Below are 18,576 nucleotides of genomic sequence, written 5' to 3'. Positions count from 1 at the left end.
TCAGGACGCGTGATGGGGAGGCAGCTCGACGGTGGCGCCGTTCTGCTCGGCGGAGCGGATGACGGCGTCGATGATCGTCAGGTCGCGGACTCCGTCGGCGAAGCTCGCGACGGGTGGCAGGCCACCGTCGATCCCCGCCACCTGCTCGAGGAAGGCGCGTGCCTGGAAGCCGAAGAGGTCGCCGACGCCGAAGGAGACGCCGGGGAAGTCCATCGGCACCCCGCCTTTGAGGTAGGGGTGGTCGGGCCCGACGAGGACCCGGTTGTAGCCGTCGTAGCCGTCACCGCGGAGGTTTCGGATGACGGAGAACTCGGCGGGTGCGTCCATGTCCCACTTGGTAGCCCCGGTCTCGGCGAACAGGTCGAAGGCGAGGCTGTTGGCGTGGCCCGGCGCGATCCGCGAGATGGAGAACGTCCCGACCGCGCCGTTCTCGAAGTGTGCGGTGAAGGTCGCGACGTCGTCGTTCTCGACGGGTTCGGTGACGTCGGTCAGCTGGGCCTTGGCGTGTCCGTAGGTGGTGCCGGCGGCGAGATGGCGCTCGGTGACCTTGGTCGTGAAGGCGGCACCGCTCACGTGGGAGAGGGGGCCGACGACGAACTCGGCGAGGTCGATGAGATGGCTGCCGATGTCAGCGAGCGCTCCGGTGCCGGGACGCCCCTTGTAGCGCCAGGCCATCGGGGTCTGCGCGCTGCGGGCGTAGTCGCACCAGTAGCGGCCGTTGAAGTGCGAGACCTCGCCGAGCTCGGCGCGCAGCAGGTCGCGGATCGCGGCGACGGCGGGCTGGCGGCGGTAGACGAAGCCGGTGCCGGTGACGAGCTCGGGGTGGGCGGCGGCGGCGTCGGCCATCGCGCGGGCGTTCTCGAGTGTGTCGGCGAGCGGCTTCTCGGAGAGCACGTGCTTCCCGGCGTCGAGCAGGGCCTCGGCGATCTCGCGGTGCAGTGAGTTCGCGACGACGATGCTCACGACGTCGACGGAGTCATCGGTGAGCAGCTCGCGCCAGTCGGTGCCGGCGCGCTCGAAGCCGTAGCGGGTCGCGGCGTCCTGGGCCACGGCCTCGTCGGCGTCGACGACCGCCACATAGCGGATCGGTGGGAGCGGCGGGTCGAAGAGGGTGGGGGCGCTGCGGTAGCCGGCGCAGTGCGCCCGGCCGGCCATCCCAGCACCGATGACGGCGACCCCGATCGGTGTGCTCATGGTTTCTCCAGGTGTGTCGTCGTTGACGGTTTAAAACGCTTTAACCATGATCGTGGCGTGGCGTGGGCTTTGTCAAGACATTTGCCGCGCGCGCGCATCATCACTTGTCACCCGCCGGGGATCCGATGACATGCCGGACCTTTCCCCTTTGGCCGCAGCAATTTCTCCGACCGGCGACCCCAGCTCCGGCGGCCCGGCACAACCGCGGCCCGTGGTCGCAACCCCGGCGCTCGCGCCGCGGGTGGTGCCACGGGCGGCTGTGACCGTTCGCCGTTTCGGTCCTATTGGGGGAAGTGGCGGGGGCGTCAGGGCAGGGGGTGCGGCACGAGGACGTCGCGCACGAGCCGGTCGAGCTCCTCGTCGGCGCCGAGGAACTGGCGCAGCGTCTTGCGGGTCGGCCCGAACGCGTCGAACTCCTCGACCGACATCCCGTCCGGCTCGTACGCGCGCCGGAAGTCGGCCAGCCCGAGCAGCGACTCGAGCACCTCGTCCTCGACCGGCTCGTCGATCCGCGGCACCGGAACGTGTCCGGTCGCCTGGATCTTCTGCTGCCACGTGAACGGCGGCGAGATCACCGCGTCGGCACCGATGAGCTCCGACCACTGCCGGGTGTTGCGGAAGGCGGCCGAGAGCAGACGCGAGCGGTACCCGCGCTCCTGGAACACCGCATACGCCCGCTTGAAGGCCGCGATGCCGGCCCACTCGAGGTGCTCGGGGTCGATCTCGATGCCGTCGCGGCTGACGACGTCCTTGAGCCAGTCGTCGAGCCGGCCGACCATGATCGTCACGACGTGACCCATGCGGGAGACATCGTGGCCGGCGGACTCGCGCCGACGCATCCCGCGCTCGATGGCCTCGGCCGCGGCGAGTGCCTGCGGCACCGAGAACGACACCGTGACGTTGATCGACACCCCGCGCGAGACGGCGTCCTCGATGGCGACGATCCCGGTCGAGGTCGCGGGGATCTTGACGATGATGTTGTCGGCGAGGGACGAGAAGTACTCCGCCTGGTCGGCGAGGGCCCGCGCGTCCCGGTGCAGGCGCGGGTCGGTCTGCATGGACAGCCGGCCGTTGACCCCCTCGTGCCGCTCGTATGCGGGGCGCAGCATCTCCGCCGCCTCCAGGGAGATCTCCTCGACGACCGTCCAGCCGATCTCGCTCTCGCTCGCCGTCGGACGCTGCCGCGCGAGTTCCGCCATCCGCGCCGTCCAGCGCGACAGGTCCGCCTTGACGCAGGCGACGGCGATGACCGGATTGCACGTCGCGCCGACCGCACCCCAGGCGATCGACTGGGCGAGCTCGCGGGGGTCGGCGGAGTCGTTCCAGAGCACGGTGGGTTCGCCGGCGGTCATCTGCTCGAGGGGGGTGAGCCCGGGTGTCACGTTGGGCTGCTGGTCCGGTGTGGCGGCGGTCGGGTCGGTCGTCGTCATGGTCATCCTCGATGTCAGCCGCCGTGCGTGGCGACGTACTCCTTCATGGTGGTCAGCTGGTAGCGCGCCATGTCGTGCGCGTTCTCGTCCTCGGCGAAGACGGAGTTGCACATGACGCTGTCGGGGTCGTCGTAGAAGCCGATCTCGGCGAGGCCGCCGAAGAAGTCGTCCCAGTCGACGTCGCCGGCGCCGATGCGCAGGTGCTGGTGGACGCGGACGGCGTTGCCCGGCGGGTTGGTGATGTAGCGCAGGCCGTGCGAGGCGTGGTGGTCCATCGTGTCGGCGACGTGCACGAGCCGGATGAGGTCCTTGCCGGCGCGCATGACCTCGCGCATCGGGTGGCCCATGTGGAAGGAGTGGCACGCGACGAAGACCATGCCGACGGAGGGGGAGTTGAGGCCACGCAGGACCCGGATCGCCTCGAGGCCGTCCTCGACGAAGTCGTCGGGGTGCGGGTCGATGAGCAGGCTCAGCCCCTCACTCTCGATGATCGGCAGCAGCTCCTCCATCGAGCGGTAGAAGCAGGCCTCGGACGCCTCCGCCCGCTCCGGCCGGCCGGAGAACTCGGTGCCGATGACCCGGACGCCCAGGTCGACGGCGATCTGGATGGTGCGCTTGACGTTGCGGACCGCGGCCTCGCGAGCCCACTCGTCCGGACCCGAGATCCGTTGAACCGGAAGCATGCTCGCGATCCCGACGCCCGCATCGTCGCACGCCTTCTTCAACTGCCTGACGAGGGCGTCGTCGGCCCTGGGGTGCCGGAAGAAGGGGACGAGGTCCTTGTGGGGGGTCAGCTGGATCCACTCATAGCCGAGGTCCGCGACGACGCGCGGGAACTCCAGCAGGTCGTAGTCGTGGTGGAACGGCGTGGGGTCCTGGGCGATCCGCATCGATCCTCCTGGGCCTTCCGGTTCGGGGGTAGTGGGCATGCCAGACGCGCTGTACAAATGTTAAGACATTAGTACGATAGCACCAGGGTGCCGACCAGGGAAGCCTCCCGAGAGTGCGCCGAACCCGAGATCCCAGCGAAGGAGCCGGCGGTGGACCAGACGGTCGACAGGTCACGCAACACCCAGGACGAGCGGTATGCGAAGCTCACCGTCGGCGTCTGCTGCCGACCGCGGTGGCGACCCGCGCATACCTCGCATCCATCGGGCTCTCGGCCTGCCCCTGAAGCGAGCCGTGTAGCAGTGGCATGCCGATCGCGCGGTATGTCGCGCCTTTGGCATGCCGGTGCTCCGGCGCGGCAGCGGTGGCATGCCGACCGCGCGGCACCGAGGCACCGAGGCGATCAGCGCTCGTAGACGGTGACGTCGAAGGCGTACTGGTCGTAGCGGTAGCAGTGGTCGCCGTACTCGACCGGCGCGCCCTCGGAGTCGTATGCGCGGCGCGTCATCGTGAGGAGCGGATCGCCGCTGGCGAGGCCGAGCAGGCGACGTTCTTCCGAGGTCGGCCGGCGCGCGCCGATGACCTGGTGCGCGATGACCGGACGGACGCCCCGCGCCTTGAGGATGTCGTAGAGCCCGCGCGTGCGCAGATCGGAGTCGTCGAGGTCGGCGAGGTGCGGGGGGAGGTAGTTCTCGAGGATGGCGGCGGGGGTGTCACCGGCCATCCGCCGGCGCTTGAGATACAGCAACGGGGTGTCCTCGGCCAGCCCCATCGCCTCGGCGGCGACCGGGTTCACGCGCTCGCGGTCGATCTCGAGGATCTCCGAGCTCGGCTTCGTGCCGCGCCGCACGAGGTCCTCCCACAGCGAGGACAGCTCGTCGCGGCGGTGGATCACCTGGTTCGCCACCGTCGTCCCGACGCCGCGGCGCCGCACCAGCAGGCCTCGGCCGACGAGCTCGGCGATCGCCCTCCGCACGGTCGGTCGCGACAGGTCGAGCCGTGCGGCCAGGGCGAGCTCGTTCTCGAACGGGTCTCCGGGCTGCAGCACACCGGTCTCGATCGCCTCGGTGAGCTGCTCGGCCAGCTGGTGGTAGAGCGGCACGGGGCTGGTGCGATCGATGACGACGGGAATGGTCTTGCTCACAAGCGGGAGTGTATGTCAGTAACGTCCTAACATGCACTAGTTCATAATGTCCGAACAAATATTGACGCCGTTCGGAGGATGCGCCAAGGTAGTCCTATGGCCGCCTCGACGTCGTTCGCCCCCCGGGCCTTCGACGTCCTCGCCATGGGGCGGGTCGGCGTCGACCTCTACCCGATGCAGGACGGCGTCGGCCTCGAGGACGTCGAGACCTTCGGCAAGTACCTCGGCGGCAGCGCCGGCAACGTCGCCGTCGCGGCGGCGCGCTACGGCCATGAGGTCGCCCTCGTCTCCCGGGTCGGTGACGACCCGTTCGGGCGCTTCGTCCGACGTGCGCTCGAGGAGCTCGGCGTGAGCACCGCATACCTCGGCACGGACCCGAGGCTGCCGACCCCGGTGACCTTCTGTGAGATCTTCCCGCCGGACGACTTCCCGCTCTACTTCTACCGGTTCCCGACCGCGCCCGACCTGCGCATCGGCGAGCGCGATATCCCGCCGGTCGCCGTCGCCGAGTCGCGGCTGCACTGGAGCACCCTCACCGGCCTGTCCGCCGAGCCGAGCCGCAGCGCGCACCTGACCGCCTGGGAGCTGCGCGGCCGCAAGCCGCTCACCGTCATCGACCTCGACTACCGGCCGACGTTCTGGACGCACGTCACCGACGCCAGCCGGGCCGCCGCCATGGCGCTCGAGGCGTGCACCGTCGCCATCGGCAACCGGGAGGAGTGCGAGGTGGCCGTCGGCGAGATCGAGCCCGAGCGGGCCGCCCGCGCGCTGCTCGACCGCGGCGTGGACCTCGCCGTCGTCAAGCAGGGCCCACGCGGCGTCCTCGCGATGACCTCGGACGGTGAGCGGGTCGAGTGCCCGCCCTACCGGGTCGACGTCCTCAACGGCCTCGGCGCCGGCGACGCCTTCGGCGGGGCGATCTGCCACGGCCTTCTCGAGGGCTGGGACCTGCGCCGCACCATCGACTTCGCGAACGCCGCCGGCGCCCACGTCGCCGCCCGCCGCGAGTGCGCGACCGCGATGCCGACCGAGGACGAGGTGCTCGCGCTGCAGGCCGGCACCCCGACCCTGTCGACAGCCGGCTCGCCCACTCCCACCACCGCGAGCGACGGAGCCGGTCATGGGTGACCTCGCCGCTCGCCTCTCGGCAGCCCGCCGCACCGACCCCGCCGCCGTAGCCGCCGGCTGGCGCACCCGGTCCCGCGGCCCCTCGCTCCAGCAGCGCCAGTCCGACGGCCGGGGCCTGCTCCTCATCGCCGCCGACCACCCGGCCCGCGGGGCACTCGGCGTCCGGGGCGAGCCGCTCGCCATGGCCTCGCGCACCGACCTGCTCGCGCGACTCACCACCGCCCTCACCCGTCCCGGCGTCGACGGCGTCCTCGCCGGCCCCGACGTCCTCGACGACCTCCTCCTGCTCGGCCTGCTCGACGGCATGACGGTCTTCGGCACGATGAACCGCGGCGGGCTCCAGGGAGCCACCTTCGAGCTCGACGACCGCTTCACCGCGATGGACGCCCAGGCGATCGCCGACGCCGGGCTCGACGGCGGCAAGATGCTCACCCGGATCTGCTTCGACGACCCCGGCACCGCCGCGACGCTCGAGGCGAGCGGCCGCGCCGTGAGCGAGCTCGCCGCGCGCGGGCTGGTCGCCCTCGTCGAGCCGTTCATCACCGAGCGCGGCGCTCCCGACCGGGTGCACAACCGGCTCGACCCCGACTCGGTGATCCTCTCGATGCAGATCGCCTCCGGACTCGGGGCGACCAGCGCATACACCTGGCTCAAGCTCCCCGTCGTCGACGACATGCCCCGCGTCCTCGACGCAACGACGCTGCCGACCCTCCTCCTCGGCGGCGACCCGACGGGCGACCCGGCCGAGACCTACGCGTCGTGGGGCCGCGCGCTCGACGTGCCCCAGGCGGCCGGCCTCGTCGTCGGCCGCGCCCTGCTCTATCCCGAGGACGGCGACGTCGCCCGAGCGGTCGATGTCGCCGCCGACCTCGTGCACGGAAGGTGATCACGCCATGAGCCGCGGAGCGGACAACGAGACCTGGTTCCACCCGGCGGGGTCGCGCGCCGAGGACGGCGCCGACCTCGTCATCGACGAGCGGACGCCGGGCTGGCGGCACACCGGACTGATGACGCTGACCCTCGCGTCGGGCGAGTCGGTGACGCGCGACCTCGGGTCCTGGGAGGCGGTCGTCGTGCCGCTCTCAGGACCTGTCACCGTGGCCGTCGCCGGCGACGGTGAGTATGCGTTGGCCGGCCGGTCCAGCGTGTTCGCCGGACCGACCGACATCCTGTATGCGCCGCGCGCCTCCTCCCTCACCCTCACCGGAGCCGGTGGGGACGCAGAGGCGAGCCGGGTCGCGATCGCCCTGGCGCTCGACGAGACCGGGGACGAGCCTCCGGCGGTCACCCACCTGCCGGCCGACGACGTGCCGGTCGAGCTGCGCGGAGCCGGGATCGCGTCCCGGCAGGTCCGCAACTTCGGCGTCCCCGGCGTGCTCGACGCGAGCCGGATCATCGCCTGCGAGGTCATCACCCCGGCCGGCAACTGGTCGTCCTGGCCACCTCACAAACACGACACCGAGCGGCCGGGAGTCGAGGCCGAGCTCGAGGAGATCTACTACTTCGAGACGCGGTCGACCGACGAGCGAGGCGTCGACGCGGTCGGCTACCAGCGGGTGTACGGCACCGCCGAGCGGCCCATCGACGTCCTCGCCGAGGTCCGCACCGGCGACGTCGTCCTCGTCCCGCACGGCTGGCACGGCCCGGCTATCGCCGCACCGAACGCCGACCTCTACTACCTCAACGTCATGGCCGGCCCGGGCCCCGAACGGGTCTGGCTGATCTGCGACGACCCCGCCCACGGCTGGGTGCGCGAGTCGTGGCCGGAACTGCCGGTCGACCCGCGCCTCACCGACTGACGCCACGCCCGACGAGAGACATCACCGGGACCGCGACCACCGCATACCGAACGACAGCAACCCGAGGAGCCTCGACACCATGCGCATCGGCCTCGCCGGCACCGGCCGGATCGGCGCCTTCCACGCCGCCACCATCCTCAGCCTCCCCGACGCCCCGGAGCTCGTCCTCACCGACGCCGTCCCCGAGGCCGCCGCCCGGGTGGCGGCCCAGCTCGGCGCCGAACACGTGACGTCGCTCGACGAGCTGTTCGCCTCGGGCCTGGACGGGTTCGTCATCGCCACGGGCACGCCGACCCATGCCAGGCTGCTGCGGCGCGGGATCGCCGAGGGGGTGCCGACGTTCTGCGAGAAGCCGGTCGCCGCCACGCTCGCCGAGACCGGCGAGCTGGCCCGGCTCGAGCAGGAGTCGGGCGTGCCGGTGCACATCGGCTTCCAGCGCCGGTTCGACTCCGGCTATCTGCGGGCGCGCGAGGCCGTGCAGGCGGGGGAGCTCGGCGAGATCCACCAGCTGCGGTGCACGACCCACGACGTCACGTCGCCGGCGGAGGCGTTCATCGCGACGTCCGGCGGCATCTTCCGCGACTGCTCGGTGCACGACTTCGACGCGATCCGGTTCGTCACCGGGCGCGAGGTCGAGACCGTCTACGCGACCGGCGGCACGAAGGGCGCGCCGTTCTTCGCCAAGGTCGGCGACGTCTCGACCGGCGCGGCCGTCCTCACCCTCGACGACGACACGGTTGCCCTCGTCAGCGCGGCCCGCTACAACGGCGGTGGCCAGGATGTCCGGGTGGAGGTGCACGGGTCGGAGGCCTCGCTCGCCGTGGGGCTCGACGACTCGTATGCCTTCCGCAGCGCGGAGCCGGGCGTGGAGTTCCCGGCGGGACCACCGCATACGACGTTCATGGACCGGTTCCGACCCGCCTATGTCGCGGAGCTGGCCGCCTTCGTGAGCCTGGTGCGCGGCGAGATCGTCACGCCGTGCACAATCACCGATGGGCTCGAGGCGTTCCGGGTCGCCGAGGCGTGCGAGCTCTCCCGCAGCGAGGGACGGCCCGTCCGCCTGGACGAGATCCCGGGTCTCGCCTGATCCAGCCCGACCTGCTACATTTGTCAGGACAAACTAGCAAACCCTCACCATCCGCGTGTGACCACGTGAGCAACGGAGCAGCAATGAGCACCCCCACCCGCATCACCCACCTGATCAACGGCGCCCCGTGGGAGGGCACCGCCGAGCGGACCAGCCCGGTCTACAACCCGGCGACCGGCGAGCACACCGGCGACCTCGACCTCGCCTCGACGGAGGTCGTCGGGGAGGCCGTCGCCATCGCCAAGGCCGCCTTCGACTCGACGTGGCAGCGCTCGACGTTGACCGCCCGCGCCCAGGTGCTCTTTGCCTTCCGCGAGCTGCTCAACGCCAAGAAGAAGGACATCGCCGCGCTCATCACGGCCGAGCACGGCAAGGTCCTCTCCGACGCCGAAGGCGAGGTGACCCGCGGCCTCGAGGTGGCCGAGTTCGCCTGCGGCATCCCGCACCTGCTCAAGGGCAGCTTCTCCGAGAATGTCTCGACCAAGGTCGACGTCTACTCGATCCGCCAGCCGCTCGGGGTCGTCGGCATCATCAGCCCCTTCAACTTCCCGGCGATGGTGCCGCTGTGGTTCGTGCCGATCGCCATCGCGTGCGGCAACTCGGTCATCATCAAGCCGTCGGAGAAGGACCCGTCGGCGGTCAACGCGGTCGCGCAGCTGTGGAAGGAGGCCGGCCTGCCCGACGGTGTGCTCAACGTCGTCCACGGTGACAAGGAGGCCGTCGACGCCCTGCTGACCCACCCCGACGTGCGCGCGATCTCCTTCGTCGGTTCGACGCCGATCGCCAAGTACGTCTACGAGACCGGCACCGCGAACGGCAAGCGCGTCCAGGCGCTCGGTGGTGCGAAGAACCACATGCTCGTCCTCCCCGACGCCGACCTCGACCTCGCCGCCGACGCCGCGGTCAACGCCGGCTTCGGCTCCGCGGGCGAGCGGTGCATGGCGATCTCGGCACTCGTCGCCGTCGAGCCGGTGGCCGACGACCTCATCGCCAAGATCACCGACCGGATGGGCAAGCTCGTCACCGGTGACGGCACCCGCGGCTGCGACATGGGCCCGCTCGTGACGGCGCAGCACCGCGACAAGGTCACGTCCTACCTGGACTCCGGCGTCGAGGACGGCGCGACCCTCGTCGTGGACGGCCGCGAGGGTGACGTCGAGGCGGACGGCGACGGATTCTTCCTCAAGCCGACGCTGTTCGACAACGTCAAGCCGGGGATGTCGGTCTACGACGACGAGATCTTCGGGCCGGTGCTGTCCGTGATCCGCGTCGACTCCTATGACGAGGGCCTGGAGCTGATCAACACGAACCCCTACGGCAACGGCACCGCGATCTTCACCAACGACGGCGGGGCGGCCCGGCGCTTCCAGAACGAGGTCGAGGTCGGCATGGTCGGCATCAACGTGCCGATCCCGGTCCCGATGGCCTACTTCTCCTTCGGCGGCTGGAAGAACAGCCTCTTCGGCGACACCCACGCCCACGGCATGGAGGGCGTGCACTTCTACACCCGCGGCAAGGTCGTCACCTCCCGTTGGCTCGACCCCAGCCACGGCGGCCTCAACCTCGGCTTCCCCCAGAACCAGTAGTCCGTCGGCATGACGACCCCGCTCGGGGTTCGGCCGCCACTTCCCTTTCTCTCCCCAACCGGGAAACGCGTCGTTGACCACGGTTAGGTCCCGTGGTCAACGATGCACTTGCGTGGTGCAGCCGTGCCGCGCGGGCATGGGAGGGCCCCGGCCGGCCCTCAGCCCCGTTCGGCGATCTCGGCGAGCCGGTCGATCGAGCCCATCAGCCGCTCCGACGTCGTCCGCCTCGCCCGGCCCATCCGGTTCTCGTCGGTGAGCCCGCTCCAGTCGTAGGTGTGCGTCACCCGGGTCACCGTCTCGCTCACCGGCTCGAGCTCCCATCGCCACAGGTGCCCGGCCTCGGGCTTGCCCGGCTCGGACGGCTTCCAGGCGATGCGGCGGCCCTCCTCGAACTCGACGATCCGGTTGTTGCGGTCGGTGCCGAGATGGATCGTCATGACGAACACATCGCCCACGGCCCGCACCCGCTGCCCCGGCGCCGCCGCGACGAGGTTGTCCATGCCGTCCCACTCGGGCTGACGGCTCGGGTCGGCGATGAGCTCGAAGATCGTCGCCGCGTCGGCGGCGACGTCACGGGTGGCGGAGGCGATGCGCTGCTCGGTCATCTGCCCATTGAACCCCCACCACGCCCGGCGCGCGAGCGGCAGACCCCACGACACCGACCAACCGGTGCCCCGGTCGACCGACCGGTGCGAGGCATCGCGCCGAACTGGGAGCTGCGCACCGAACGCGGACATACTGGGCGAGATCCGGAGGGAGGAGTGGGTATGCCGCGCGCGCGTCTCGTGGACGTCGCCGCCGAGGCGGGGGTCTCGACGGCGACGGCCTCCCTCGTGCTGCGCGGTCGACCGGGACCCAGCCAGGCCTCGCGCGACGCGGTGCAGGACGCGGCCCGGCGCCTGGCGTACCGTCCGGACCGGTCGGCCAGCCTGCTCGCGAGCCGGCGCTCACGTCACCTGGGCGTCCTCATCGCGATCTCGAGCACGTTCCACGCCGAGCTCGTCGAGGTGCTCGACGGTGCCGCGGCCGACGCCGGGCTCGACCTCGTCCTCGGCACGACGACACCGCGCCGCAGCGAGCAGCAGGCGCTCGAGGCACTGCTCGACCAGCGGTGCGAGGGCATCGTTCTCGTCGGCCCGGGGCTGAGTGAGGCGCGCATCGACGCGGTGGCGCGTGAGGTCCCGACCGTCGTCGTCGGGCGCCTGGGGACCTCCCACTCGACCGGTGTCCTCGCCGACGACGCGACGGGCATGGATGCGATCGTCGACCACCTCGTCGACCTCGGCCATCGCTCGATCGCCTACGTCGACGGACCTCGCGGCTCGATCGCCACGGCTCGGCGACGGGGGTTCCGGGACGCCATGCGCCGCCGCGACCTCGACGTCGTCGTCATCCCCGGCGGCGTCGACGAGACGGCCGGACTCGCGGCCGCCGAGGAGATCCTCTCCATGGACAACGCCGCCCGCCCCACCGCGGTCGCGTGTTTCAACGACCACTGCGCCGTCGGAGTGCGGACCGGCCTCGCCCGCACCGGCATCACCGTGCCCGAACAGATGTCGGTCACCGGCTACGACGACAGCCCACTCGCCCGGCTCGCGACGATCGAGCTCACGACCGTCAGCCAGGACCCGCCCGCCCTCGCGGCCGCGGTGGTCGCCGTCCTGAGCGAAGCCTTGACCAGCGACCGACGTGACACCGACGAGGCGCAGTCTCCACCGCATACCGACGTGATCGTCAGCCCCCGCCTCGTCGTGCGCGCCTCGACCGCCCCTCCGACCCACTGAGCCGGTCGACTCGCGACCGACCTCAGCCGGCGGCCGAGCGCACCTCGTCGATCGCGACCGGCCGCCGCTCGCGCGCCGACAGCGTCGCCGCCTCGGCGACCCACGCGGTTCCCATCGCGTCGTCGACAGTGCACGGCGACCCGATCTCACCCGCGGCAACCCGCGTGAACGCCGCGAGCTCGCGCCGGAAAGCCTCGGTCAGCCGGTCCATGAAGAAGGTATGCGCCGGTCCGGCCGGCCAGGTCACCCCCGGCTCCGTGGAGCGCAGGGGGAGCCCGTCGTCGAGGCCGGCGGCGACGCTGTCGAGGACGCCGTGCACCTCGAGCCGCACGTCGTAGCCGCGGGCGTTGGTGCGGGTGTTCGACACGACGCCGATCGTGCCGTCGGCCATCGTCAACAACGTCGACACCGTCGAGTAGTCGTCGTTGTCGGCGTACAGCTCGGCGGCGGCGTCCGGGTCGACGGCGCCCACCGCATACACCTGCTCGACCTCCTGGCCCGTCACCCACCTCACGGCATCGAAGTCGTGCACCGAGCAGTCGCGGAAGATGCCGCCGGACACGGCGAGGTACGCGGCGGGCGGCGGAGCCGGGTCCAGCGTCGTGGAGCGGACAGTGTGCACCTGGCCGAGCGCGCCGCCGAGGGCAAGCGAACGCGCCTCGACGAACGCGGGGTCGAACCGCCGCGGGTAGCCGATCTGCACCGGCACGTCGGAGTCCGCGAGTGCGCGCTGGACCTTCAGCGCCTCTTCGATCCGGCCGGCGACGGGCTTCTCGCAGAACGTCGGAATACCGGCCGCGACGGCGGCGAGAAGCAGCTCTGCGTGGGCGTTCGTCGCGGCCGCGATGACGACACCGGCGACGCCGCTCGCCAGCACGTCGGCAGGCGAGCCGACCGCCCTGGCGACGGAGTGCCGCGCGAGCACGCCGTCGACGGCCGCCGCCACCGGGTCGGTGACGACGAGCTCGTCGACGGCGTCGAGTGCGGCGAGGGTGTCGGCGTGGAAGGCGCCGATGCGGCCGAGGCCGATAAGTCCGATGCGCATGGAGGTCCTTGGGTGGCAGGGCAGGTGGCAGGGAGTGGGCAGCGTGCGGCGCTCAGTCGTAGGTGCCGGGCACCGTCTGGTCCCAGTCGATGACCGAGCCGGTGACGACGCCGGAGCGGTCGGACAACAGGAACACGACGGCGTCCGCGATCTCGTCGGGCTGGCCCAGCTTGCCCATCGGCAATCCGGCGTTGGCCTTCTCGACCCAGTCGTCGCCGGCGCCGTGGAAGCGCCGCTGGATCGCGTCCTCGCCCTCGGTCTCGGTCCAGCCGATGTTCAGGCCGTTGATCCGGATCCGGTCGAACCGGTGGGCGTGTGCGGCGTTCTTGGTCAGTGTGACGAGTCCGCCCTTGGATGCGGCGTACGGCGCGAGGTACGGCTGACCACCGTGGCTCGTCATCGTGATGATGTTGACGATCGTGCCCGCGGCGCCGCGCCCCACCATGTCGCGCACCGCCGCCTGCATCGTGAAGAACGGCCCGCGCAGGTTGGTCGCGATGTGCTCGTCGAACAGCTCCTGCGTCGTGTCGAGCAGCGTGCCGCGGGTCGTGATGCCGGCGCAGTTGACGAGGCAGTCGACCCGCCCGAACCGCTCGACGGCCGCCTCGACCATACGGGTCGCCTCGGCCGCGTCCCCGACATCTCCCTGGACGTATGCGGCGCTCGCCCCGGTCTCCTCGAGCTCACTCACGAGCTGGTCACCGCGGTCCGGCCGGCGCCCCGTCACGACGACAGCCGCGCCCTCCCGGGCAGCGGCTCGAGCGATCGCGGCCCCGAGGCCGGAGGTGCCGCCGACGACGAGGACGACCTTGTCGCGGAGGAGGTCGACGAGTGCCATGGGGTCTCCTGGGATCGTGGACACGGTATATGTCAGGACATTAGTGCATTGACGGGAGGAGATGGAAGGGCAGGTGACCAACGAGTCAGCCACATGTCCCTGGCGTGTCGCCCGCGAGAGGAGTAGGGGGGAGATAGGGCGAGAGCTTGGTCACCATTGATCAGGGAGGAAGGGGAACATCATGAAGAGGCACATCATCGCGGGGGCGGGGGTCGTTGCGGCCCTGGCCCTTGCCTCAGCGCCGGCGACTGCGGGACCGAGCGACCCGCCGATTCGGCCGCTCACTGGATCAGTCGTCACCCAGGACACGATGGGTCCACCGGACGGGTGCACGATGCCGGATGCCATGTGGTCCTTCAGCGGCGAGGGTCCCGGGACCTTCAGCCACCTGGGCACAGTGTGGTTCGAGATCGAGCACTGCAGCGCCTTCACCGGTCCGACGACCGGTGTCTTCGGTGGCGGCACGATCACCGTCACCGCAGCGAACGGCGACCAGCTGTTCATGACGGAAGAGGGCAGCTTCGAGCTGGTGCTCGACCCGACGAACACCTTCCCAATCTCGAGTCTGATCGAGCTGGAGTGGGAGATCGTCGGCGGGACGGGCCGATTCGTCGGCGCCACCGGCGAGGGCACGGCCAACCCCATCGGTGACCTCGTCGGCGGCACGACATCGGCCACCCTGACCGGCACGATCGCCTACGACGCCTCGAACCGGGCGCAGCGGTAACACCGACCCGCGGCGTTCGAGACAAGCCGCGGCGCAATATCGGCGCGGCTCGCCTCCGACGCCGCGGCTCGCTGCTGGGCCTCCCGGTCGACGCCGCGCAGTGGGATGCTGGGCGCGACCTACTCAGGCACACCACGAGAGTCACGGGAGGCGACGACCATGCGAGCACGACCGATCCTGGCCGGGATCGCACTGACGAAGCTCGTCGTCGCCGGCCTGCTCACCCGCAGCATTCTCAGACGCCGCAGAGCCGTCGAGGAGCTCGTCGCGCCGGACCTGCGCAGCCCGATGCTGTACCTCCCGACGCCGGTCCCGAACGCGACGGTGCTGCGGCTGGTCCGTCGGATCCCGCTCGGCAGCGTCCTCCCACTGCCGGCGGGGGTCACGACGAAGGTGCGCACCGCATACGTCCGCGGGCGCGAGCCGGTCGCGGTCCATCTCTACGAGCCGGAGAACCGCACCGGACCGACCGGCGTCCTGTACTGGATCCACGGCGGCGGTTACCTGTTCGGCACGCCGGAGATGGTCCAGCCGTTCGCCGGCCGCGTGGCCACCGAGCTCGGCGTCCTGGTCGCCGCGGTCGACTACCGGCTGGCTCCGGAGAACCCTTTCCCGACCCCGCTCGAGGACTGCTACACCGGGCTGCGGTGGCTGCACGACAACGCCGAGCGGCTCGGCATCGACCCGCAGCGCATCGCGGTCGGCGGCGACAGCGCCGGCGGTGGGCTCGCGGCCGCCCTCGTGCAGCTCGCGCACGACCGCGGCGAGGTCCCCGTGCGGCACCAGATGCTCGTCTACCCCATGCTCGACGACCGCACCTGCCTGCGCTCCGACCACGGCGACACCGGCCGGGTCGGGTGGGACCCGACGTCGAACCGGTTCGGGTGGACCTCCTACCTCGGCCGGGCGCCGATCGGCGGGCTCGCGCCGGAGTATGCGGTGGCCGCCCGTCGCACGAACCTCGCCGGCCTCCCGCCCGCCTGGATCGGGGTCGGCTCGATCGACCTGTTCCACGACGAGGACGTCGAGTACGCCGAGCGGCTCCGGGCCGCGGGCGTCGACGTCGAGCTGCACGTCGTCCCGGGGATGCCGCACGGCGCCGACGTCGCGATGCCGGATGCGCCCTCGATGAAGGCCTTCACCGACGCCAAGGTCGACGCGCTGCGGCGGGTGCTCACGGCGTAGCAGCAGTCGCCGCGAGCCGGTCTCGTACATCCGCACCGCCACGACGAGCGCGGAGACGACGCTGATGCCGGCGGCCACCCAGACCGCGGCGCGCAAGCTCCACAGGTCGGCGACGACACCGCCCATGACCGCCCCGACGGCGTAGCCGAGGTCCCGCCAGACGCGGTAGATCCCGACCGCCCGGCCGCGCCAGCTCGGGTGGGCGACGTCGCCGATCGCGGCGAGCAGCGTCGGGTAGACCATCGCCGTGCCGGCCCCCAGCACTGCGGCCCCGAACGCCCACCCACCGAAGGATCCGACCGCAGCGATGACCGCCAGCCCGCTCGCCTGGAGCAGCATGCCGACGGTGATGAGGTGTTTGCGCCCCCACCGGTCCGACAGCGCCCCGGTGACCAGCTGCCCGACGCCCCAGACGCCCGGGTAGATCGCGAACAGCAGCCCGATCCGGCCCACACCCAACCCCGAGCTCGCGAAGAGCAGCGGGAAGAGCCCCCACGACAGTCCGAAGTTCAGGTTGTTGACCAGCCCCGCCTGGCTCGCCGACGACAGCGCCGGCTCATGCCAGCTCGTCTGCGCGAACACCTCCCGGTTCGTCAGCTCGCCGTGCAGGTGGTCGTGGCGTCCGTCGGCCCGAGGGGTATGCGCGGCGGCCTCGAGCGTCGCGTGCCCCTTGGTCTCGTGCACGGCGAGCGAGGTGAGCGCGATGGCGAGCACCGCATACGACAGGCCGAGGAGGAACGGGGCGGGTCGCAGGCCGTACTCGGCCGCGAGGTAGCCGGCGGCCATCGACGTGAGCGCGACCGCGCCGTAGCCGGCGGCCTCGTTCAGGCCCATCGCGAGGCCGCGCTGGCGCGGACCGACGAGGTCGATCTTCATGATCACGGTGGTCGACCAGGTCAGGCCCTGGTTGATCCCGAGCAGGACGTTGGCCGCGACGACCCAGCCCCAGCTCGGCGCCCAGATGAGCAGGAGCGGCACCGGGAGCGCGATCAGCCACCCGAGGAGAAGGACCGGCTTGCGGCCGTAGCGGTCCGACCACGCGCCGGCGACGTAGTTCGCCGTCGCCTTCGTGATCCCGAACGCCGCGACGTAGGTGAAGATGACCGTGTAGCCCGTCAGGCCGAACTCGTCCTCGGCGAGCAGCGGGAGCACGGTCTGCTGCTGGCCGACCATTCCGCCGACGAGGGCGTTGATGACGACGAGCAGCGCGAACTGCCCGGCGTTCTCGCGCAGACCGAGCGTCGGAGTCCTCACGCGTCGACGGTAGGGCACCCGAGGACGCGCGCGAGGCCGCCTCAGTGACTACGCGTCGTCGCCACCTGCGCGCTGAGGCGTTCGCGCAGCGTCTCGACGGGCTCACCCGAGGCGAGGGCGGCGAGGACGGCGTCGGCCTGGGTCGGGGGAGCCATGCCGTCGACCGGCTGGGCGCGGTCGAGGTTGGCGGGGAACGCATACCCCTCGGCGCTGGCGGCGACCACCCGCTCGAGGGAGGCCTGCGACCACTCCCCGACGCGGCGCAGCAGCGACGGGTACACCGCCTCGACGACCCTCGCGCGGTCGACCGTCTCCATCGAGCGGCCGAACGCGGACGAGACCTGGAGGAGGTTCGCCATCCGCTGGACCGGCTGCAGGCCGTCGACACCGGTGCGGTTGGAGCCGGCCGCGTGGAAGAGCGCGGGGTTGAACCAGACGACGTCGCCGGCCGAGAGCGGCAGCTGGATGTGGTGGCCGACGAAGTAGTCCTGGAACTCGGGCAGCCAGTACGCGAGGTAGCCGAGCTCGTACTTCTGTGAGTGCGGCAGATAGAGCGTCGGCCCGGACTCGACCGGCATGTCGACGTGCGCGACGGCGCCCTGGAGGGTCAGCTCGGGCGAGAAGAGGTGCACGTGCCGCGGGTAGCGCGCGGCCTGCTCGCTGTCCATGAAGCCGAGGTGGTAGTCGCGGTGCACCGTCTGGCCGGCGCCACCCGGCAGCACGATGTTCGCCTGCGCCGTCACCTGGTATCCCGGCCCGAGCCAGGCGCTCGGCCCCAGCGCGATCATGTCGTTCTCGTAGTAGTCGACGAAGGCCTCAGGGTCCGCGACCGCAAGTTTCTCGAGGGCGTTCCAGATCCGGTCGTTCGCACCCGGCGTGCCGAAGTGGTCGCCGCGCTCGCCCCCGGCCGCCTTCTCCGCGGCGACGATCTCCTCGTATGCGGTGCTCACCCGGTCGAGCACGTCGCGCTCCAGGGCCCCGCGGATGACGACGATGCCGGGACCGTCGGTCCACGCGTGGCAGAGCTCCGCCATGATGGCGGCCTGCTCACGTGCGGCGATCGCGGCGCGCAGCGCCGGTGCGGCGTAGACGACCACGCCCTGCTCGACGGTCTCGGCGTGCGGGTAGTCGGCGAGGACGGTCTCGGTGTCGAGGATCGCGAGGAGGTCCTCGAGCCGGCAGTCGGCGGCGGAGAGCCAGTGGCGGGGTCGGGTGGCGGTGGTCATCGAGTGCTCCTGCGGGATCGGTGAAGGTGTTCGTCGGTGCGCGTCTCGGGCGTTGCATCCCAGCGTGCCGCCACAGCGCCGGGTTGTCAGGGCACCGAACCCCTCAAAATCCCCTCAACCCTCGTCCCGCCCCAGCCGCGTCAGACCATATCCTCCCAATAGGACCGAAACGGCGAACGGTATGCGCGTGACCGTTCGCCGTTTCGGTCCTATTCGGAAGAAGTGGTGGGAGGCTGGGGGAGTTGGGCGGTATGTCTATGG

16 protein-coding genes and 1 pseudogene are annotated in these 18,576 nt (G+C 71.2%); 8 read left to right on the top strand and 9 right to left on the bottom strand.

All coding sequences use genetic code 11. The annotated features are described in order from the left end of the window. From GA707_RS06115 to GA707_RS06100, 4 genes are all read right to left on the bottom strand, one after another. On the bottom strand, positions 1 to 1,194 hold the full coding sequence (locus GA707_RS06115) for a Gfo/Idh/MocA family protein (RefSeq protein ID WP_152177510.1): 1,194 nt from the start codon (positions 1,192 to 1,194) through the stop codon (positions 1 to 3). 305 nt (positions 1,195 to 1,499) lie between these two features. After that, positions 1,500 to 2,624: a transaldolase family protein gene (locus tag GA707_RS06110; RefSeq protein ID WP_152177509.1), complete on the bottom strand. Its 1,125-nt coding sequence runs from the start codon at positions 2,622 to 2,624 to the stop codon at positions 1,500 to 1,502. A 14-nt stretch (positions 2,625 to 2,638) separates the two neighbouring features. Continuing rightward, on the bottom strand, positions 2,639 to 3,514 hold the full coding sequence (locus tag GA707_RS06105; RefSeq protein ID WP_152177508.1) for a sugar phosphate isomerase/epimerase family protein: 876 nt from the start codon (positions 3,512 to 3,514) through the stop codon (positions 2,639 to 2,641). A 401-nt stretch (positions 3,515 to 3,915) separates the two neighbouring features. Then, positions 3,916 to 4,656 (bottom strand): GntR family transcriptional regulator, encoded by a 741-nt coding sequence (locus GA707_RS06100; protein WP_152177507.1) that lies wholly within the window; start codon positions 4,654 to 4,656, stop codon positions 3,916 to 3,918. A gap of 96 nt (positions 4,657 to 4,752) precedes the next feature. Here GA707_RS06100 and iolC point away from each other — a divergent pair, with 96 nt between their 5' ends. From iolC to GA707_RS06075, 5 genes are all read left to right on the top strand, one after another. Continuing rightward, complete coding sequence (iolC, locus tag GA707_RS06095) at positions 4,753 to 5,784, top strand: 5-dehydro-2-deoxygluconokinase (RefSeq protein WP_152177506.1); 1,032 nt, start codon at positions 4,753 to 4,755, stop codon at positions 5,782 to 5,784. After that, a complete protein-coding gene (locus tag GA707_RS06090) occupies positions 5,777 to 6,670 on the top strand; it encodes a deoxyribose-phosphate aldolase (protein ID WP_152177505.1) in 894 nt (297 codons plus the stop codon). Before iolC ends, GA707_RS06090 begins: the two co-directional genes overlap by 8 nt. A 7-nt stretch (positions 6,671 to 6,677) precedes the next feature. Then, positions 6,678 to 7,583, top strand: coding sequence for a 5-deoxy-glucuronate isomerase (gene iolB, locus GA707_RS06085; protein WP_152177504.1), 906 nt, complete (start codon positions 6,678 to 6,680; stop codon positions 7,581 to 7,583). 79 nt (positions 7,584 to 7,662) lie between these two features. Continuing rightward, positions 7,663 to 8,670, top strand: a complete 1,008-nt coding sequence (locus GA707_RS06080) for a Gfo/Idh/MocA family oxidoreductase (protein WP_152177503.1) — start codon at positions 7,663 to 7,665, stop codon at positions 8,668 to 8,670. Positions 8,671 to 8,753: 83 nt separating this feature from the next. After that, positions 8,754 to 10,256, top strand: a complete 1,503-nt coding sequence (locus tag GA707_RS06075) for a CoA-acylating methylmalonate-semialdehyde dehydrogenase (RefSeq protein WP_152177502.1) — start codon at positions 8,754 to 8,756, stop codon at positions 10,254 to 10,256. 158 nt (positions 10,257 to 10,414) lie between these two features. On the opposite strand, the gene GA707_RS06070 is transcribed toward GA707_RS06075, so the two are convergent. After that, the gene (locus GA707_RS06070; RefSeq protein WP_152177501.1) at positions 10,415 to 10,861 is read right to left on the bottom strand and encodes an SRPBCC family protein; all 447 of its coding nucleotides are present in this window, start codon (positions 10,859 to 10,861) and stop codon (positions 10,415 to 10,417) included. A gap of 162 nt (positions 10,862 to 11,023) precedes the next feature. On the opposite strand from GA707_RS06070, the gene GA707_RS06065 reads away from it, so the two are divergent. Further along, positions 11,024 to 12,040, top strand: coding sequence for a LacI family DNA-binding transcriptional regulator (locus GA707_RS06065; RefSeq protein ID WP_152177500.1), 1,017 nt, complete (start codon positions 11,024 to 11,026; stop codon positions 12,038 to 12,040). 22 nt (positions 12,041 to 12,062) lie between these two features. Here the strand turns inward: GA707_RS06065 and GA707_RS06060 are convergent, their stop codons facing one another. Then, positions 12,063 to 13,085 carry a Gfo/Idh/MocA family oxidoreductase gene (locus GA707_RS06060; RefSeq protein WP_152177499.1) on the bottom strand — a complete coding sequence of 341 codons (1,023 nt, stop codon included), beginning with the start codon at positions 13,083 to 13,085 and terminating at the stop codon, positions 12,063 to 12,065. 52 nt (positions 13,086 to 13,137) lie between these two features. After that, entirely contained in the window at positions 13,138 to 13,923 is a 786-nt protein-coding gene (locus GA707_RS06055) for an SDR family oxidoreductase (protein WP_152177498.1), read from the bottom strand. Positions 13,924 to 14,104: 181 nt separating this feature from the next. Between GA707_RS06055 and GA707_RS06050 the strand changes: the two genes are divergently transcribed. Beyond that, complete coding sequence (locus GA707_RS06050; RefSeq protein WP_152177497.1) at positions 14,105 to 14,650, top strand: hypothetical protein; 546 nt, start codon at positions 14,105 to 14,107, stop codon at positions 14,648 to 14,650. Positions 14,651 to 14,755: 105 nt separating this feature from the next. Further along, positions 14,756 to 15,835 (top strand): alpha/beta hydrolase, encoded by a 1,080-nt coding sequence (locus GA707_RS21725; RefSeq protein WP_370460015.1) that lies wholly within the window; start codon positions 14,756 to 14,758, stop codon positions 15,833 to 15,835. Between the two features lie 27 nt (positions 15,836 to 15,862). On the opposite strand, the pseudogene GA707_RS21720 reads toward GA707_RS21725, so the two are convergent. Together GA707_RS21720 and GA707_RS06035 are read right to left on the bottom strand one after the other, a co-directional pair. Further along, positions 15,863 to 17,107 (bottom strand): annotated as a pseudogene (locus GA707_RS21720) (MFS transporter); the annotation flags it as partial. A 23-nt stretch (positions 17,108 to 17,130) separates the two neighbouring features. Next, the gene (locus tag GA707_RS06035; RefSeq protein WP_152177496.1) at positions 17,131 to 18,315 is read right to left on the bottom strand and encodes a phytanoyl-CoA dioxygenase family protein; all 1,185 of its coding nucleotides are present in this window, start codon (positions 18,313 to 18,315) and stop codon (positions 17,131 to 17,133) included. Between the last annotated feature and the right edge of the window lie 261 nt (positions 18,316 to 18,576).

Source organism: Nostocoides sp. F2B08, from assembly GCF_009184895.1.
In the GTDB taxonomy this organism is placed as follows: domain Bacteria; phylum Actinomycetota; class Actinomycetes; order Actinomycetales; family Dermatophilaceae; genus F2B08.
This window is presented reverse-complemented; position numbering and strand designations above follow the sequence as displayed.

Coding starts and splice junctions, on each gene's coding strand:
- GA707_RS06115 (WP_152177510.1), bottom strand. CDS start 1,194: ATGAGCACACCGATCGGGGTCGCCGTCATCGGTGCTGGGATGGCCGGC.
- GA707_RS06110 (WP_152177509.1), bottom strand. CDS start 2,624: ATGACGACGACCGACCCGACCGCCGCCACACCGGACCAGCAGCCCAAC.
- GA707_RS06105 (WP_152177508.1), bottom strand. CDS start 3,514: ATGCGGATCGCCCAGGACCCCACGCCGTTCCACCACGACTACGACCTG.
- iolC (WP_152177506.1), top strand. CDS start 4,753: ATGGCCGCCTCGACGTCGTTCGCCCCCCGGGCCTTCGACGTCCTCGCC.
- GA707_RS06090 (WP_152177505.1), top strand. CDS start 5,777: ATGGGTGACCTCGCCGCTCGCCTCTCGGCAGCCCGCCGCACCGACCCC.
- iolB (WP_152177504.1), top strand. CDS start 6,678: ATGAGCCGCGGAGCGGACAACGAGACCTGGTTCCACCCGGCGGGGTCG.
- GA707_RS06080 (WP_152177503.1), top strand. CDS start 7,663: ATGCGCATCGGCCTCGCCGGCACCGGCCGGATCGGCGCCTTCCACGCC.
- GA707_RS06075 (WP_152177502.1), top strand. CDS start 8,754: ATGAGCACCCCCACCCGCATCACCCACCTGATCAACGGCGCCCCGTGG.
- GA707_RS06070 (WP_152177501.1), bottom strand. CDS start 10,861: ATGACCGAGCAGCGCATCGCCTCCGCCACCCGTGACGTCGCCGCCGAC.
- GA707_RS06065 (WP_152177500.1), top strand. CDS start 11,024: ATGCCGCGCGCGCGTCTCGTGGACGTCGCCGCCGAGGCGGGGGTCTCG.
- GA707_RS06060 (WP_152177499.1), bottom strand. CDS start 13,085: ATGCGCATCGGACTTATCGGCCTCGGCCGCATCGGCGCCTTCCACGCC.
- GA707_RS06055 (WP_152177498.1), bottom strand. CDS start 13,923: ATGGCACTCGTCGACCTCCTCCGCGACAAGGTCGTCCTCGTCGTCGGC.
- GA707_RS06050 (WP_152177497.1), top strand. CDS start 14,105: ATGAAGAGGCACATCATCGCGGGGGCGGGGGTCGTTGCGGCCCTGGCC.
- GA707_RS21725 (WP_370460015.1), top strand. CDS start 14,756: ATGCTGGGCGCGACCTACTCAGGCACACCACGAGAGTCACGGGAGGCG.
- GA707_RS06035 (WP_152177496.1), bottom strand. CDS start 18,315: ATGACCACCGCCACCCGACCCCGCCACTGGCTCTCCGCCGCCGACTGC.